The 17105-nt window shown below is 45.9% G+C and carries 16 protein-coding genes and 2 pseudogenes; 8 read left to right on the forward strand and 10 right to left on the reverse strand.

The window, feature by feature from the left end; all coding sequences use genetic code 11:
* A pseudogene (locus PN470_RS11995) lies at positions 1 to 115 on the reverse strand (ISAs1 family transposase); the annotation flags it as partial.
* Positions 116 to 715: 600 nt separating this feature from the next.
* Between PN470_RS11995 and PN470_RS12000 the strand changes: the two are divergent.
* Positions 716 to 946, forward strand: coding sequence for a DUF3352 domain-containing protein (locus tag PN470_RS12000; RefSeq protein WP_223210835.1), 231 nt, complete (start codon positions 716 to 718; stop codon positions 944 to 946).
* Between the two features lie 146 nt (positions 947 to 1092).
* Positions 1093 to 1410 (forward strand): 2Fe-2S iron-sulfur cluster-binding protein, encoded by a 318-nt coding sequence (locus PN470_RS12005; RefSeq protein ID WP_002732025.1) that lies wholly within the window; start codon positions 1093 to 1095, stop codon positions 1408 to 1410.
* Between the two features lie 81 nt (positions 1411 to 1491).
* Here PN470_RS12005 and pyrG read toward each other — a convergent pair whose 3' ends face one another.
* A complete protein-coding gene (pyrG, locus tag PN470_RS12010; protein WP_272104589.1) occupies positions 1492 to 3132 on the reverse strand; it encodes a glutamine hydrolyzing CTP synthase in 1641 nt (546 codons plus the stop codon).
* 231 nt (positions 3133 to 3363) lie between these two features.
* Between pyrG and PN470_RS12015 the strand changes: the two genes are divergently transcribed.
* On the forward strand, positions 3364 to 3717 hold the full coding sequence (locus PN470_RS12015) for a hypothetical protein (protein WP_008203368.1): 354 nt from the start codon (positions 3364 to 3366) through the stop codon (positions 3715 to 3717).
* A 54-nt stretch (positions 3718 to 3771) separates the two neighbouring features.
* Here PN470_RS12015 and PN470_RS12020 read toward each other — a convergent pair whose 3' ends face one another.
* Genes PN470_RS12020 through PN470_RS12040 form a run of 5 tightly spaced genes read right to left on the reverse strand, consistent with a single transcriptional unit; the run spans position 3772 to position 8205 of the window.
* Positions 3772 to 4542 carry an ABC transporter permease gene (locus tag PN470_RS12020; protein WP_272104590.1) on the reverse strand — a complete coding sequence of 257 codons (771 nt, stop codon included), beginning with the start codon at positions 4540 to 4542 and terminating at the stop codon, positions 3772 to 3774.
* Positions 4543 to 4554: 12 nt separating this feature from the next.
* Positions 4555 to 5763 (reverse strand): ABC transporter substrate-binding protein, encoded by a 1209-nt coding sequence (locus PN470_RS12025; RefSeq protein WP_272104591.1) that lies wholly within the window; start codon positions 5761 to 5763, stop codon positions 4555 to 4557.
* Between the two features lie 4 nt (positions 5764 to 5767).
* Complete coding sequence (locus tag PN470_RS12030) at positions 5768 to 6550, reverse strand: ABC transporter ATP-binding protein (protein WP_272104592.1); 783 nt, start codon at positions 6548 to 6550, stop codon at positions 5768 to 5770.
* Complete coding sequence (locus tag PN470_RS12035) at positions 6547 to 7662, reverse strand: acyl-CoA dehydrogenase family protein (protein ID WP_271939153.1); 1116 nt, start codon at positions 7660 to 7662, stop codon at positions 6547 to 6549. Before PN470_RS12035 ends, PN470_RS12030 begins: the two co-directional genes overlap by 4 nt.
* A 12-nt stretch (positions 7663 to 7674) precedes the next feature.
* Complete coding sequence (locus tag PN470_RS12040; RefSeq protein ID WP_002753852.1) at positions 7675 to 8205, reverse strand: DUF4242 domain-containing protein; 531 nt, start codon at positions 8203 to 8205, stop codon at positions 7675 to 7677.
* A gap of 324 nt (positions 8206 to 8529) precedes the next feature.
* Here PN470_RS12040 and PN470_RS12045 point away from each other — a divergent pair, with 324 nt between their 5' ends.
* On the forward strand, positions 8530 to 9885 hold the full coding sequence (locus tag PN470_RS12045) for a serine/threonine-protein kinase (RefSeq protein ID WP_272104593.1): 1356 nt from the start codon (positions 8530 to 8532) through the stop codon (positions 9883 to 9885).
* Here the strand turns inward: PN470_RS12045 and PN470_RS12050 are convergent.
* The 3 genes and pseudogenes from PN470_RS12050 to PN470_RS12060 form a co-directional block, all read right to left on the reverse strand.
* A complete protein-coding gene (locus PN470_RS12050) occupies positions 9877 to 11316 on the reverse strand; it encodes an aminotransferase class I/II-fold pyridoxal phosphate-dependent enzyme (protein ID WP_271939161.1) in 1440 nt (479 codons plus the stop codon). The genes PN470_RS12045 and PN470_RS12050 overlap by 9 nt on opposite strands.
* A 343-nt stretch (positions 11317 to 11659) precedes the next feature.
* A pseudogene (locus PN470_RS12055) lies at positions 11660 to 11775 on the reverse strand (RNA-guided endonuclease TnpB family protein); the annotation flags it as partial.
* Positions 11776 to 11789: 14 nt separating this feature from the next.
* Positions 11790 to 12371 carry a hypothetical protein gene (locus tag PN470_RS12060; RefSeq protein ID WP_002746740.1) on the reverse strand — a complete coding sequence of 194 codons (582 nt, stop codon included), beginning with the start codon at positions 12369 to 12371 and terminating at the stop codon, positions 11790 to 11792.
* A 205-nt stretch (positions 12372 to 12576) separates the two neighbouring features.
* Here PN470_RS12060 and pyrH point away from each other — a divergent pair, with 205 nt between their 5' ends.
* The 4 genes from pyrH to PN470_RS12080 all read left to right on the forward strand — a co-directional run bounded on the left by pyrH (position 12577) and on the right by PN470_RS12080 (position 17085).
* Positions 12577 to 13299 (forward strand): UMP kinase, encoded by a 723-nt coding sequence (gene pyrH, locus PN470_RS12065; protein ID WP_002732255.1) that lies wholly within the window; start codon positions 12577 to 12579, stop codon positions 13297 to 13299.
* Between the two features lie 13 nt (positions 13300 to 13312).
* Positions 13313 to 13834: a ribosome recycling factor gene (frr, locus tag PN470_RS12070; protein ID WP_409946726.1), complete on the forward strand. Its 522-nt coding sequence runs from the start codon at positions 13313 to 13315 to the stop codon at positions 13832 to 13834.
* A 605-nt stretch (positions 13835 to 14439) separates the two neighbouring features.
* Entirely contained in the window at positions 14440 to 16314 is a 1875-nt protein-coding gene (locus PN470_RS12075) for a serine/threonine-protein kinase (protein ID WP_272104595.1), read from the forward strand.
* Between the two features lie 168 nt (positions 16315 to 16482).
* Entirely contained in the window at positions 16483 to 17085 is a 603-nt protein-coding gene (locus tag PN470_RS12080; protein ID WP_272104596.1) for a COP23 domain-containing protein, read from the forward strand.
* The last annotated feature ends 20 nt before the right edge of the window (positions 17086 to 17105 follow it).

Below are 17105 nucleotides of genomic sequence, written 5' to 3' on the forward strand. Positions count from 1 at the left end.
ATCCTAGCATTGTTCCCAGTATTATTACTACTAATACTATCCATAAAGGGTGTCTTTTTCCTTTATCTTTCCGAAAGTCCTTGACTTGTTTTAGTTTTTCTATTAAGCTCAACATATATTTGAAAGGTTGGCGGTCACTCCCCATTTTACCTGATAGTGATCGCTTTTACTTTTGATATTCTGATGGGAGAATGAAACAGCCCTACCTTTTTAAGGGGGGTTGGGGGGGATCGGATGGCGCTTTTATTCTAGTCATCACATCCTCTCCAAAACCTGATCAATCTTATTTCTCAGCATAAATCAAACATCCTTTCGGTGGACTAAAGCGGTGGGTTACGACGGATTGTTAGATTGACTTTAACGCCTAGATTAGACCTCTTGCATAAATCCGAAAACAAACGATAGAAACAATAATGGGAGGGACTTTCAGTTAATTATTTATTAGTAGTTGATAATCTTCAAAAATGTTGCTGTAAAAGGATCGACTTAAGACTTTTGCAAGAGGTCTAATGCACAGCAAAGCAAAGGATTAAGCTGCCATCACTACTACCGAATCACCACCGCTCCAAGTTGCCAATCCGATAGCTTGCGGTATTGACAAATGGGGTAGATGCTCTGATACTATGCACCACCACTGCTTGAGATATTTGTTTTTCAGCATTGCCTTTCACGATGCTCCTCTAAATCTCTAGCTTGATTTTCTCACCTTGAGTGTGTGACTGCTCACCTCTTTGTAATAAACCTACACCTGTCAGAACGGGTGATGGGGGTAGAGGTGGACAGTGCGATCGCTCATTTGGATGAGTTAGCCCGCAGTCGCGGCTATAATGTGGTTAAAAGGATGACAGCTTGGACAAAGTTAATCACGGCAGTCCCGGTAGGAAAAGCGCAACTAGAGACCCTCGTGACGGGAGTACATACCAGGGTCGATAATTTTTGCTTATAGAATCGTGAAATGCTTACTAGGCAACACTTTTAGGACTATTTTTGGAAAAAAACTATCAGTATAGACCTCGTTTCCACACAGAAACCAGAAGAGCCCCCAATCTAGAATGATAAAATAGGTGAAGTTCAAAGCATCATTCATTAGCTATGACCACAACCCACAAAGTAGAAATTTCTCATTTAGGAAAAATACAAACGATCGAAGTTAGGGAAGATCAAACTATACTACAGGCGGCCTACGATGCCGGGATTGACTTACCCAGTTCTTGCAATGCGGGCGTATGTACTACCTGCGCCGCTCAACTTTCCCAGGGTAGCGTCGAACAAGGTGAGGGCATGGGATTATCCCCCGACCTGCAAAAAGAGGGCTATGCTTTGTTATGTGTGGCCTATCCTCGCTCCGATATTAAACTGGAATCTGGCAAGGAAGAAGTAGTTTATCAACGTCAATTCGGAAAACCCTAGGCCAGACTGGGGTTAAGATGACAAATTTTCGGGGGTTTCCCCCCAAAAAAACAGATTTTGAGCCAATAGAACCAGCAAACCTTAACTAATAGCCGAATGCTGACTAATAAGGGAGAACTTTTCCTCTCTACCCTTGAGGGCCGCTTTCATGAAACCATAAAAGAGAGGATGAGCTTTATTGGGACGAGAGCGAAATTCGGGATGAAATTGGGTAGCAATAAAGAAAGGATGTTTTGGTAGTTCGATAATTTCCACCAAACGACCATCGGGAGAAGTGCCACTCACCAGATAACCAGTCTCAAAAAAGAGACTACGATAGGCATTATTGAACTCGTAACGGTGACGATGGCGCTCATAGATAACCTCTTGACCGTAGAGAGAGAAAGCCAGACTATCGGGATTTAAACGACAGGGATAGAGACCTAAGCGCATTGTTCCCCCTAAATCCACCACATCTGCCTGTTCTGGCAGTAAATTAATCACCGGATTCGGTGTATCCTCTTCAAATTCGGAACTATTGGCCCTTTCTAATCGGGCCACATTGCGACCCCATTCGATAATCGAACACTGCATCCCTAAACAGAGACCCAAGAAAGGAATATTATTGACCCTAGCATACTCGATCGCCTTAATTTTGCCATCTACTCCCCTAATACCAAAACCACCGGGTACCACAATACCGTCAACACCGCTTAAATGAGCTTCGGCCGAATCATTGTCCACATCTTCGGCACTTACCCAACGCAATTCTATCTCGCTATCAAGGGCAATAGCAGCGTGTTTAAGGGCTTCCACCACCGAGAGATAAGCGTCCCCCAATTGCACATATTTACCAACGATAGCTATCTCTAATTTTTGACTAGGGGATTGCATCTGTCGGATGAGATTTTCCCACTCCTCCAGATGGGGGTATCGGGGACCCAGGTTTAATAATTCTAGGGTTTGTTGCGCTAATCCCTCTTTTTCCAGATTGAGAGGAACTTCGTAGATACTGCTGGCATCCTGAGCAGTAATCACCGATTCCACCGGTACATCACAGAAAGCTGAGAGTTTTTCTTTTAACCCCGGTTGTAGGGGTAGATGACAACGACAGACTAACACATCCGGCTGAATACCGATCGATCTTAATTCCTTAACCGAGTGTTGCGTCGGTTTCGTTTTCATCTCCTTAGCGGCCGGAATCCAAGGAATTAGGGTAACGTGCATATAAACCACGTTATTTCGACCCACATCCTTCCTAAATTGCCTAATTGCTTCTAAAAAAGGCAGGGATTCGATATCTCCCACCGTACCACCAATTTCTGTAATGACAATATCGGGGTTGGTATCCTTGGCCACCCGGAGAATCCTTTCCTTGATTTCGTTGGTAATATGGGGGATTACCTGCACAGTTCCCCCCATATAAGCACCACGGCGCTCTTTATTCAATACCGCTTGATAAATCGAGCCAGTAGTCACGCTATTGAGACGGGAGAGTTCCGTATCGGTAAAACGTTCGTAGTGGCCAAGGTCGAGGTCGGTTTCGGCCCCATCATCGGTGACAAATACCTCTCCGTGTTGAAAAGGACTCATCGTACCCGGATCCACGTTGATATAGGGGTCTAATTTCAGAATTGAGACGGAATAATCCCGACTTTTCAACAATCTTCCCAAACTAGCGGCGACAATTCCTTTCCCAATACTGGAGACAACTCCCCCGGTGACAAAGACAAATTTACTCATAAAATTCTTCCTGCGATCGATTATACCTAGCAAGGGGTGAGAGTTTTCGGGATGGGGCGGTGTCATTTTCCCAGATTTCATTATAACTGGAGGATCTATACCCCGATCCTCGTTTTAGCTCCCTCTCGAAAATCTATGGCACCACAGCCTTTAGTCACCTTCATCCCGATCATGTAAATTTTCCGCTACAATCGAGAGTACTAAGACTCAGGCAATTGTAAAGTAATATTAATGATAGATTTTAATACCCTCGCTGAATTTTCCCGCAACTATTGCGTCTCGATTTGTGCCTTTTTAGTACCCGCTAACTTAGTAACCACCCTTTTAACAGTTCTTTTTCTCTATTTCGGTCGTCCTACCCGTCAAATCTTCCCCATTGCTTCCCTAGCTTTGTTGTTCGCTGTCACCATGTTTCTCCACGTCGCCACTTGGTTAATGATTGGTGTGGTTATGGCCCCCACTTTTATCCTCTTTGGACTGGGTTTAACCTGTTTTGTGATCAATCTTCAAGCCATCAGCGATCGCCAAAGCTTGGAACAGTTATTACACACTGGGGTTAGTCGTCTGGCCCGCTCTTTTAACTAAGGAAAAGCGCCAAGACTTCCCACTTCCCACTTCCCCCATAGTCGAACCAAGAGGCTAATCTTGATGCGTCCAAGAGCGATGGGCCAGACGCAAACCCCAATCGAGCAGATAACCAATCGCGCCAATAACGAGAATCACTGCCATCAACTCTGAATAGGCGAGTCGATCGCGTGTATCGAGAATATAATAACCCAAACCCGCACTAACCCCCAGCATTTCCGCCGGGACAAGAACGATCCAGATAATACCGATAGCCAAACGGAAACCAGTTAAGAGATGGGAGAGGATCGCAGGCAGAATAATCTGGAAAACCGTTTCCCCTCGGGTAGCACAGAGACTGCGGGCTAAAGTCAACCAAGAGCGATCAACCGCATTAACCCCAGCAGCCGTATTGAGAAGGATCGGCCAGATAGCCGCCACCGTCAGCAAAAAATACACGGGTAGATCACCAATTCCCAAAACCATCACCGCTAAAGGCATCCAAGAAAGGGGCGAAATCATGCGTAGAAATTGAAATAGGGCCGACAAAGCCGATTCAAGGGAGCGATACAACCCGATTAATACCCCCAACGGCACACCGATGGCACTAGCGAGAACCAAGCCCACAATAACCCGGCGGCAACTGGTGAGGATATGGGGCATAATCTCCCCCCCAACAAAAAGATGTAATAAAGCGACAAAAGATCGCTCAGGGGAAAAATCATTTAAAATCGGGTTTGAGTGCCATAGAGGACTGGTAAATAGCCACCAGAGCAATAATCCAAAACCCATACCCCATAAGGGTAGTAAAGCTCTTGGCGGGGAGGTCAAAGATTGTGACTTCATAGGTTCGGACCCTTAAAATTTGATCGTCTCGATGCGGGAGAGATTATTCGGTAAGCCGAAAGCTTTCGGTCCGCCCACCTGTTGCAAGGCATTACGGACAAAAGAGTCATCCACCAGATCCCGGGCCACCTGTCGGGGTTGCAGTTTTTGGAGAAAATCCGTATTTCCTTCTACCTGAGTGGTTTTGAGCAAGCGTACCAGTTCCTCCGTATAGGAAGGGAAAGGATAGGGCTGGAAATCGATCCGGTTGACCTGCCAAGCTGGATTCTCGATCGCCCCGTCTTTCTTGTAGAAATTGCGATCGTAGTAAGTAAGCGCCCGTTGCAATACTGGCAGCGGGTGAGGGGTATATTTTCCACCATCTTTAGAGAGAATCCGGGCCACTTCCGAGCGATTGCTCCGGGACCAGAGTTGAGCTTTAACGAGGGCGTTTACCACCCTCTGCGTCCATTGTTTCCGTTGCCTAATATCCTCCTCGTGAACAAAGACAACGCAACAGGCGTGATTCTTCCAGACATCGCCGGTGAAACGGAGAACCCTACCGGTTTTTAGATTTTCCGCCGCCGCGTTGAAAGGTTCAGCCACGATATAACCGCCGATGCTCTTATTGGCGAGGGCTGATACCATATCCGGGGGCGGGAGAACCACTAGATTAACCTCGTTAGAAGCGATCGGCGCGTCCTTGGGTTTGCGAACTATTTTCAGCCCGTTACGTTGTAAGAGTTGTTGCAAGACCAAATTATGAATCGAATACCAGAAAGGAACCGCGATCGTTTTACCTCCCAATTCCCTGGGATTTTCAATATCGGGAAGGACGGTGAGGGCTGAGCCGTTGGTATGGTTCCAAGCGACGATTTTAGCGGGGAAATTGCGCCCGTAACGAATCCAGATCGAGGTGGGAAAAAGAACATGAATAACGTTCACCTGCCGAGCGAGAAAGGCTTCAACAATCTGCGCCCAAGAGCGGAATAGGCGCGGTTGTTCTGTAGTTAAACCTTCGGCTTGATAAAGTTTTCGCGAGTGGGCTACCAATAGGGGGGCGGCATCCGTAATCGGTAGATAACCGATTTTCACAGGCTGATCGTTGGCATTGGCGTGAACGGGGAGATTCCAATTATCGGCGGCGATCGCTGCTCCGAAGGAACTGGTAAACAGTGCCGAAAGTTTCAGGAAATCTCGACGGCTCATGCCGCAACAAGCACAATTATGGTGTAGGTTCATGGATTTACAGTGTCATGACAAGGGCTAATTCTTGAAAAATTGACTGGCGTAGATCACTCAAAAGCTTGGCTGACTCGAAACGGGGTTTCGGCATCGAGATGGTCCATTCTCGGCGGATGCCCACCGGATGACGGCCCATGAGAAGAACTCGATCGGCTACTAATAGGGCCTCGTCGATGTCGTGGGTAACGAGGAGAACCGTGCTGTGATAGAGAGCTATGACTTCTAGGAGGAGTTTTTGCATCTCGAAACGGGTGATCGCGTCGAGGGCGCTAAACGGCTCATCCAGGAGGAGGAGAGAGGGGCGCCGGGCGAGGACGCGGGCTAGAGAAACTCTCTGAGCCATACCGCCGGATAGTTGATGAGGATAGGCACGCTCGAAGCCCTCTAGTTTGACGCTTTTAACGGCGGTGTGAACCCTTTCGCGTAATTGCTGATGATCGAGGCGGGGCATCCGCTTTAATTTCAAACCAAAAGCCACGTTTTGCCAAACGGTTAACCAAGGTAAAAGGGCGGGGGATTGAAAGACGATCGAGCTGCGGATGTCTGGTGCTTGTAGGGGTCGTGAGTGCAATTGTATTTCTCCGCCATCGGCACTTTGCAAACCAGCGGCGGTAGCAAGGAGGGTAGATTTACCACAACCACTAGCCCCGAGCAAACAAACCACCTCACCGGAGCGCACCTGTAGGTTAATATCCTCAAAAACGGTACGGTAGCCATGGCGGGTTTTATAGCGTTTATGGAGATTTTTGAGGGTGAGGACGGGGTAATCAGTGGCGATACTCATTCTCTCACCCCCGCTCGCTCGAGTTCGCCAGGGAGAATTTTATCGGTAGCGGACTGACGTTGTAACTCTCTTTCCAGTTGAATCAGGCTCGGAGTTAACACTGGTAAAAAGGCGACCTCCCGCAGCCGTCGGGCCGTGTCGCTATTACGGAAATAGCCTTTTCCTCCCTTAATTTCCGCTTCTAACCCTACGGATTCCACCGCTAACCGGGTAATGTCCACTCTGAGGGTGAATAGTTGGCGTGTTCGTGCGAGATCGAAGCTTTCTAGGGTGCTGAATTGCTCGATTGTCTTTTCTAGACGAGTCAGACGCTCCCGGGCGAAGAAATAACGATCGCTGGCTACCGCTGCCTTTCCCCCTAAACTTTTCTCTGTCTCCCCAAGGGATTTACGCGTAATGCCAAGGGCCAGTCCGCATTGTAACAGCAAGAAACAGGGGCGGACTGAGGGTAAAAATTTTGCTGCTTCCAAGCTGATAATCCAGTCGTGAGATAACTGAACTCGATCGAATTCAAGGGTACTGGTGCGGGAAGCTTGTAAACCCAATAATTGTAGGTCTTCACCCCGTTTTAACCCCTCTGCGAAGGAGGGAAGGGCGAGGATAAGAGTTTCTCCAGATGTGGTTTGAGCGGCAACGGCCACTATAAATTCTCCGTTGGAGTCAAGGTTAGAGGCCCAGGGCAGGAAGCCATTAACAGTGACGTTTTCTCCCTCGATCTTTGCCTGTAAACGCAGCTCCTCGATACCGCCGAGGTACTTCATCGCGTTGGAGAGTCCTGTGGCTCCGGCTATCTCTCCCTTGAGAACAGCCGGTAGAATTTTGTTTTGTAGATAAGTGTTATTACTGGCGGCCAGATATTGAATGAAGACGCGCTGACACCAGAAAACAAAACCAGTGGTCAGGCAGCATTGGGACACAGCGGAGATCGCCTCTACTGCCTGTAATAAGGAGCCACCCCGGCCCCCTAAGCTTTCAGGTATAGCATAGCCGAACCAGCCCGATTCTCCTAGCTTGGTTAGGGCCGAACCGACGTTGAGATTAGCTGTACCGTTGTTGAGGTCAGTGGCTCTTTCTTCCAGAAAAGAAAGGATTTCGGAGCCTCGATCGAGCATAATTGTTCTCTCCTAGGGGTGAATATTTTCAATCGAGGTCAAACTATCTATAGGTGCGCCGACCACTTCTCTGGCTCTTTTTACCGCCGCTTCATCGGGACTATCGTAGAAACAGAGACATTTACTCAAGTCTTCGCAAACATAGGTACGCTCGAAACTGACTTCCGGCACTTGAGCATAAAGGGGGGTTTTCTCCGCTTTTCGTTGCAGGTAAGTTTCCATCGTTAGCCCCGGGGGTAAATTCCACTGTACTAGATAGTTGGCTTTGTCTTTGCGCTCTCGCACAGTGGCTAAGTCCTGCCCAATCAAGCGCATTTCCTTGATTAGTTGCCAACTTAGCCCAGCGTTTTCTAGTACTTGTTCGAGGGAGGCGCGATCAATCGCTTTGATAATCAGGAATAACCGCCCCTCTGTTTCACCGATTAGGGCTTCGATTAACTCTCCCTGGGATTTTGATGCGACTGTGGCAATGCGCTCCAATATCTCGCTCACCTCTTCTTTTGTCCTTTCTTGTCGATCATCCTCTACTAGATATAGAGTCATAATTCATCTGAAATACATTTACGATACATTTGAGTTTACTGCCTTTGGGAAAAAAAAGCAATATTTTCAAGCGCATCAAAACGCCGCGGCCAGAACCCTTGCCTTGGCTGATATGCGTGACCCGATTGATAACCGCCCTTATCTGGCTGAATTTTTTTCGGCCAAAGACTTGACAAACTCTAAAATTTTTGCTAACCTTGTAGTAGAATGGGAATCCGTGTCGGCCTACGAACCCTCTTTTTAAATCTTTCTCAAGAATAAAAATTTTAACCCGAATTGCCGGTAGTAGCTAAACTAAGAGCAGTACCACGGGAAACGGTGATTATGGAAGTTATTTGCACGCGTCCCCACTGTCCGAGACCGCGTAATCAGTGCCTAGACCTAGACGATAGCAATCGCTTAACCTCGATCGAGCAGAAATATTGTATTACTTGCGGGATGCCATTAATTTTGGGGGGACGTTATTTACCAGAACGTCTATTGGGACAAGGGGGATTTGGGGCGGCATTTTTAGCAGTAGATCGTTATAGTCCCAAAAAAGCTAAATGTGTAATCAAACAATTCCAACCCTCTGGTAATTTAAGTCCGCAAGCTTTAGAAAAAGCGAAAAACTTATTTTTTCAAGAAGCGCACGTTTTAGAAGATTTAGGCCGAGAACATCCCCAAATCCCCGATCTCTATGCTTTTTTCCCTTTAACAGTCAAGAATCAATTAACGGGAGAAGAAGAGCAATTTTTCTATCTGGCCCAGGAATATATCGATGGTAAAAACTTAGAAGAAATTCTCCAACAGCAACAAAAACCCTTTCAAGAAAGTGAAGTCAAAAACATTCTCAAAGAATTACTTCTTATCCTCAAATTTATCCATGAAAATGGTTCCATTCACCGGGATATAAAACCATCTAACATCATGCGATCCCAAAATGGCCGTCTCTATTTACTCGATTTTGGGGCAGTAAAACAGGCAACTAATAACCCTAGTAATACACAAGAGAAATCCACAACAATTTATTCAGCCGGATTTGCTCCTCCCGAACAACAATTAGGCAATCAGGTATCGGCAGCCACGGATTTATATGCCCTAGCAGCCACCTGTGTTATGCTCTTAACTAATCGCGATCCTGACGAGCTATACGATCCGCAAAAACAGATCTGGAATTGGCAAAATTATGCCCCTAATATCAGTGCAGATTTAGCAAGAGTATTCAATAAAATGTTACTAGCAAATCCCCGGGATAGATTTCAATCCTGTGAAGAAGTTTTAACCGCTTTAAATCCTCCTCCCCCATCTCCTCCACCCTCTCCAATTCCCCCAGCTTCTCCGGTGATGAGAAAAACTTCCCGCTTTTCTCTTGGGGAAACTTTCGCTAATGCTGCCTTTACAGGATTTGAGGGGACATTATTAGTAATTGCCTTAAATAGTTTAGTTCCCTCGGCAGGAATTGTCATCGCCTTTATGATCTTAGGTGGCTTAGTTTTGGCATTATTGAAAAAAGTGATTGAAGGAAAAGATTTACCGATTCTAGCAGCAATTACCCTCGCCTTCCTGTTAATTCCGCAACTGCAAAACGGCCTAAGTTTTCCTGAAATTGCTATCATTGCCGTGATGGCAGCCATTGGAGCCATTGCTATTACTGCCTTTTTCCGGTTAATATATCAGATAATTTTGCGATTATTTTAAAACCCTAAAAGTTGCCAAATTATCATCACTACCGCCGGTAATCGTGCCACCGAGGTCTAAAATAGTTTGCAGATAGTCGAGGACTTCCTGAGAAATTAACTCTCCCGGCATCAAAACGGGAATACCGGGGGGATAGGGACAGATAACATCGGCACTAAGACGATCGAGGGCATTTTTCCGGGATACTATCTCTGTAGGGGCAAAAAAAGCCTTTCTAGGAGAAATAGCCAGATTTCCCGTGACTGGAGGAGGAGTGGGGGATAAACTGGTAGAGGAAGGGGATTGAAGGGATTGAAAAGCAGTAATGAGGCGATTAATGTGTTCGCGATGATTGCCGATGGAGATAATAAAAGTAAGTTGGCTTAAAGTCGGTAATTCTGCCGTGACAGCGTATTTTTCTCGCAAAATATCGTCTATTTCGTAACCAGTTAAGCCAAAATCTTTGACGATTACCGTTAAACGAGTGCGATCGAACCAGTGACAACCCGGGATAGAATGGGGAAAGTCTAAAACAGAGATATTAGGAATTTTATCGAGTTCTTTTCGGGCAGTAGCGGCTAAATCGAGGGTTTTGGTCAGTAAATCTAGTCCTTGCATCGCCATTTGCTTTCTAGCACTATCAAGGGAGGCGAGAAGTAGATAACTAGGGCTAGTGGTTTGAACTAATTGTAAGGCTCGATCGACTTTTTCGGAACTAATGCGATCGCTTTTTAAGTGTAACATTGATGCTTGAGTTAAGGCCCCTAAAACCTTATGGGTGGACTGAATAGCCATATCAGCGCCGAGAGAGAGGGCAGCCGGAGGTAAATCGGGATGAAAGGCAAAATGAGCCCCGTGAGCCTCATCAACGAGCAGCGGGATGGAATAATGATTGGTAATCTGGGCGATAGTTTTTAAGTCACAGCAAACCCCTTGATAGGTGGGAGAGACTACCATTACCGCTTTTGCGTCGGGATGAAGTTTCAGGGCATTTGCGAGGGATTGGGGGGTTATATTTAAATTTAGATCGATAGTGGGATTATATTCGGGATTGATAAAGATAGGCTGCGCTCCGGAGAGAATTAAGCCCGAAATTGCCGATTTATGAATATTTCTCGCTAAAATAATTTTATCTCCCTCGCCGCAAGTGGCTAAAATCGCCGCAATAATGCCACAACTGGAACCATTGACTAAAAACCAGCTTTTATCTGCCCCAAATGTCTCGGCTGCTAAAATTTGCGCTTCTTTAATCACTCCCGTCGGGGCAAACAAATTATCCAGGTCGGGTAATTCGGGTAAATCGGCTTTAAAGACGCTTTTTCCTAGTAAATTACTTAAATCTTCCCCGATTCCTTCCCCCTGCTTATGCCCTGGCGCATAAAATGGTACATCTAAACTATTGACTTTTTTTTGCAGTTGTGCTAACAACGGAGCAGATTCTGGCGAAGGCATTTTGGGAAGGGATTATGAATTATGGCTCTCTTGGATTTGGTGGGTAAAATGTATTCTAAGATACATTCCTCCCAGCGAGGGGGTGGAAGGAACCACTCCAGACACAGAGGACACAAAGATTGATCGCTTTTCTAGTAAGTTAAACTGGTCGCAACGCGCTCGCTACGCGAGATCACACAAAGAATAAGAGAGCCGGAAAACTTCGTACCTCACTATTAAGATAACTGCTCTAACATCTCTAGGGACATTTAAGGCTTTTTGGACCCTATGTCCACAGCAACGGTCAGACTTTTCGCTTTGTTGGTTGCCATCGAGAAATTAAGCGAAAATCCCGACCATATTAAGCGGATTTAGCCGATAGCATATCTCGAAAAGAACGCCATCCTAAGTCTGATATAGCACGGGATAGCTTACGGTTTTAACCATTCCTGATGTGTTGAAATCTTCTAAAACTATCGTAGTGAAAAAGCTAATTAGGCAAGGGATTCTCCCACTTCTAAGAGGGGACAAAAGGGAAAATAGGGAGAAACCGTCCAACGATAGAATTTTTTGCTGCTGGTGGACTGAAGATTAAAACGCAGGGAAACAAAGGGGAAAAAGGGAGATACGGAACAATTCCAACTGAAAGCCGGCTTAGAACTGCTATTATCGTCTTGCAAAGACCAAGCAGGGTATTGAAAAACCTCCCGGACGAGGGATTTTCCTTCATCGCTAACTTGGGCGCAGCTGCGACTAATGCCCGAAACCAAACAGAGACTATTACTGACACAATTATCATTAGAAGCCACGATCAGGAGATCTTCCCCAGTGGTGGTTAGTTCAAAAGCGATAAAATCTCCACCTTGCCAACGACTAAGGACTTGTCCCTGGGCATTCTGGTAGATAGCGCTGCAGTTTTCGGGATCGAGAAGACGATTACTATCGGGATCTAAGTAACCGCAAACCTTGCCCATCAGACGAGTTCCATCCTGAAACCCATAGACCCAATCAAAGGTATCGATGTTAGCGGCCTTTTGATTGTTTTTGTTAACCAATAGTAATCGATCGCTGACCACGGTTATTAATTCTCTATAAAACTAAGCTTCCCTTAATAACAAAGGTATCACTAAATACTAATTTCCCAACGAAAAGATTTATTAATCTTAACTTGTCGGCCCCAGGGGAGAGTGAACTGGTCAGCTTAAATCAAGGCCAAAACCTGCTATCTTATGGGGAGACAAAAATTATCTAGATCTTGTTTTAGCGAGTGGTAGTAAGGGCATGGCGTACAAGCGGGTATTATTAAAACTGAGTGGAGAGGCCCTGATGGGCAATCTCGGCTATGGGATCGACCCGATGGTGGTTTCCGCTATCGCCCAGGAAATCTCCGAAGTGGTTGACCAAGGCATCCAATTGGCGATCGTGGTCGGTGGAGGCAATATTTTTCGCGGGGTGAAAGCCGCCTCAGCCGGCATGGATCGGGCCACGGCCGATTATATTGGTATGATAGCAACAGTCATGAACGCCATGACCTTGCAGGATGCCCTAGAACGAGCGCAAGTACCGACTAGGGTATTAACAGCGATTGCGATGCAGGAATTAGCTGAACCCTACATCCGCCGGCGAGCAATCCGTCATCTGGAAAAAGGTCGGGTAGTGGTTTTTGGTGCGGGATCGGGTAATCCTTTCTTTACCACCGATACCACGGCAGCCCTGCGCGCTGCCGAAATCGATGCGGAAGTGGTGTTTAAAGCGACGAAAGTGGATGGAGTTTATGATTCCGATCCCTCTCACAATCCTAACGCGCGACGCTTTCAAAGTCTCACCTACGGTCATGTGCTGACCCATGATCTGCGGGTGATGGACGGAACGGCGATCGCTCTGTGCAAGGAAAATAATATTCCGATAGTCGTTTTTGATCTGTCGGTAGCAGGTAATATTGTTCGCGCTGTCAAAGGTGAACCCGTTGGAACATTGGTAGGAGGATTCTGTGAAGTTAGCTGAAGTTCAAGACCATATGCAGAAAACCGTCGAATCAACCCAGAGAGGTTTTAATACGATTCGTACCGGCCGCGCAAATGCTTCTCTTTTAGATCGAATCGTGGTGGAGTATTATGGCATGGAAACTCCCCTCAAGTCCCTGGCCACTATTAGCACTCCCGACGCAACCACGATCGCCATTCAACCCTTCGATCGTACCAGTATGGGGGCGATCGAAAAGGCGATTTCTCTCTCGGACGTGGGTTTAACCCCCAGTAATGACGGTCAGACCATTCGTTTGAATATCCCTCCCCTCACTAGCGATCGCCGCAAGGACTTGGTCAAATTAGCGGCGAAATTGGCCGAAGAGGGAAAGGTGGCTGTCCGCAATATTCGCCGGGATGCGATCGATGCTATCCGTAAACAGGAAAAAAGTCACGAAATTTCTGAGGATGAATCCAGGGATTTACAGGATCAAGTCCAGAAATCCACCGATAAATTTATCGCCAAAATCGAGGATTTATTAACGACAAAAGAAAAAGATATCATGACCGTTTAAGTTTTTTTCTCCTAAGAAATAGAACAGGCTTTTTGTCTGTTCTATTTGTTTTTTTATCCCTAGGTAAAAGCTAGGGGGTAGTGGAGAGGTTTGGGGGTGAAGTCTTTCCGTATCGAGGCATCTCAGGTTATCAAAAATTCGAGTTTAAAATCCCCTAATTTTATGACGGGGTAAGTTGTTGACTATCTCATTAAAGTCTTAGATTGTAAAATCTACAGCAATTTTCTGTTACACCAAATCAGCTGAAGCGTTCCACATCCTTGCCTAAAATCTTTGATCGCTGCCAAAAAAGTTTTTGGCTAAGAAAAATCCTAATCAATGGGTTGACAGCAGGAGATAGGAGGGACTTTTTGATAGTTTTTGTTTTCTGGACTTAATTAAGTACGTAGGCGTTAAAAATTATCAAATGCCCCCCTTATCAAGGAGGGCAGGGGGGATCAAACCCAAAATCTATCTTCAATTTAATTATAACCAGCTACTTACCATTTTTGCTAATCTAACCAATAGCTCAAGGGCAGCGGGCAGCGAGGGTTGAAAAGAAAATCACCCGCACGAAGTTTATCCATTTTAAAATGACAGCATTCCTATTAGAGAGTCGCTATTAAATGCTAAACAATCGCTATGAAATCTTGGAACAACTAGGTAGAGGCGGTTTTGGCGAAACTTTCCTCGCGATCGATACTCGTATGCCCTCCCGCCGCCAATGTGTAATCAAGCAACTAAAGCCAGATGAGGCTACAACTGGCACAGCACCAACTCCCGGTTGGTTTGAAAAACGTTTCCAGCGAGAAGCCGCTATTTTAGAAGAATTAGGGCGAAATAACCGACAAATTCCCCAACTTTACGAGTACTTTTCAGAAGGGGAAAATTTCTTCTTCGTCCAAGAATGGATTGAAGGGATCACCCTCAGTCAAAAACACCAACGAGAAGGCAACCTCTCGGAAGCGGAAGTAGAAAAAATCTTGCGAGAACTCCTACCCGTCCTCGACTACATCCACGGCCGAGGAATCATCCACCGGGACATCAAACCCGACAATATCATCCTGCGGGCCAGCGACGGTAAACCGGTTCTCATTGATTTTGGTATTTTCAAAGAGGTGAACAATATCAATGGCGGCAATAAAACAGTCCCATTGGGAACTCCTGGCTACATGGCATCAGAACAAGCAGCTGGCCATCCAGTTCGCTCCAGCGACCTCTACAGCTTGGGTCTAACCGCAATTTTCCTGCTGACGGGCAAAACTCCTCAAGCTCTCACCAGCGACCCCAACACCGGTGAAATCCTCTGGCGAAAAGATGCGCCGGGCCTCCACTCCAATTTAGCCGCCGTTATCGATCGCGCTGTCCGTTTCCACCCCCGCGATCGCTTCACCTCTGCTCAAGAAATGTTAACCGACTTGCCTGGTTCCGCTGGACGGGAAAAAACGCCTGTTGTTGTTCCTCCTGATACCAAAATTCTCCCGCCATCGAGGTTTAAACGTTGGTTCTGGGTAATTTTTATTGTTATAACTGGTGGGTTTTCTTTTGGGTTTGGCCATCCAATAATAAAACCGTGGTTGGATTACTTGTTCCCAAATGAACCAACGGTTAAAGAACTTCCCTTGATTGAGCCGTCGAGCCAGATTAATTCTTTTGTACTAGACGAAGATGGTCAAACTTTGCTAGGTGGGGATGAGAAAGGGAACATCTACCTGTGGGACGTGGCAACTGGAAAACGGAAAAAAACCATAGCAGGACACGGAAAAGCTATTTTAGAGATCGCTATAAGTAACGATCAACAAATATTAGCCAGCAGCAGTGAAGATGGCACAATCAAGGTTTGGGATTTAAAAACGGGGAAAGAACGTATTACCCTGCCAAACCAACGAGGTTTGATCGCCCTAGCCTTAAGTTCCGATGGCAATACATTGGTTACTGGTGGAAAAGATACAACAGTTAAACTCTGGAATCTGTCAACGGGAAATTTAATCGAGACGCTACCGGTGGAAAAAGAGGTGGTATCCCTTGCCATCAATCAAGACGCATCAATTATCGTCAGCGGACATTCGGGTGGTGACATCAGTTTTTGGCAAAAACAAGGCAGTAACCCATACGAACCACGCATTTTTCGCTCTATCAATTCATGGGAAGCCCCTTCGGTTGCCGTCAGTGCCGATGGAACCACCGCCGCTAGTAGCAGTTGCCAAGAAAATATCAGAATTTGGAAAGATAGCAATTGGAAAGATTCTCCTCTCCAAGCAGGGTCATCCGCCGATATCTGTTTGATAGTTATCAGCGAAGATGGCAAGATAATTGCTGGCCGCAGTTCCGATGAAACCATTAGATTATGGAACCTAAACACCAAAAAGGAGATTTTTAGCTACTCCCCTTCCTCTCCCAAATCTTTCGATTCACCTAGAATGATCGCCCTCAGTGGAGATGGGCGTACCGTTGCCAGCAATTTTGACAAGAAAATCCAAGTTTTGCGGCCGAGTTTCTGAATTATCGGTGTCAAGATTATCCTGACCAGCTTTTATACTACATCTTGTTTAATAACGTCTTCAAGGCTGATGACTGATAGCTATAAGTAAGTGGGAAGCGGGGCGCAGGTTTTCAAAGCTCGATCGGGAGTTAATCGTATTATTAAAAGTTGATTTGGGATGAATCCTATGTTAGACTGGCAAGCAAAACGAAAAAAGAGGTCATTGAAAATGAAACACCGACAGCCATGCCAAATTCTGGCGATGTTATTCTTAACTGGTGCGGCCACTTTCAGTGTGCCAGAACCTAGCAAGTCCGCAGGAAAGGGACTGTTCTTATGCGGCCAACTTCAGGGAAAGTGGAATACCTTTGTCAAACGCCCTAAAAGAACCATAGCGATAATTGAATGGACTTCCAACGACTTTGCCGATTCAGGATGGGACAACAGGAAACGCTGCATCACAGTTTCTGATCGCTTTAATCAATATGCTCCTCTGCTGACCAATGTTAAAACTTCAAATGTCAACGGCTATCCCGTTATCTGTGTTCCGAAAGTTAAGGGCGGAAGTTGTGCTAAAAACGAGGTATTATTCACTCTAAAAGCAGGGGTAAACCCTGAAGAAGTTGCCAAAAAATTATTTAATGTGAATCGCCATGGCAATCCTTCAAAATTTAGATTTACTGACCAGCCTTTTTCCTATGATTCAGAAGGAGAACTTAATATTAATGTCGAGACTTTTATTAACAATCTTGAAGAAATAATCGAAGCTTCAGAAAATGAGCCTCGCTAGGAGTAAGTTTGGCAGTGAAC

This window comes from Microcystis sp. CS-574 (genome assembly GCF_028329095.1).
Classification (GTDB): Bacteria; Cyanobacteriota; Cyanobacteriia; order Cyanobacteriales; family Microcystaceae; genus Microcystis; species Microcystis ichthyoblabe_A.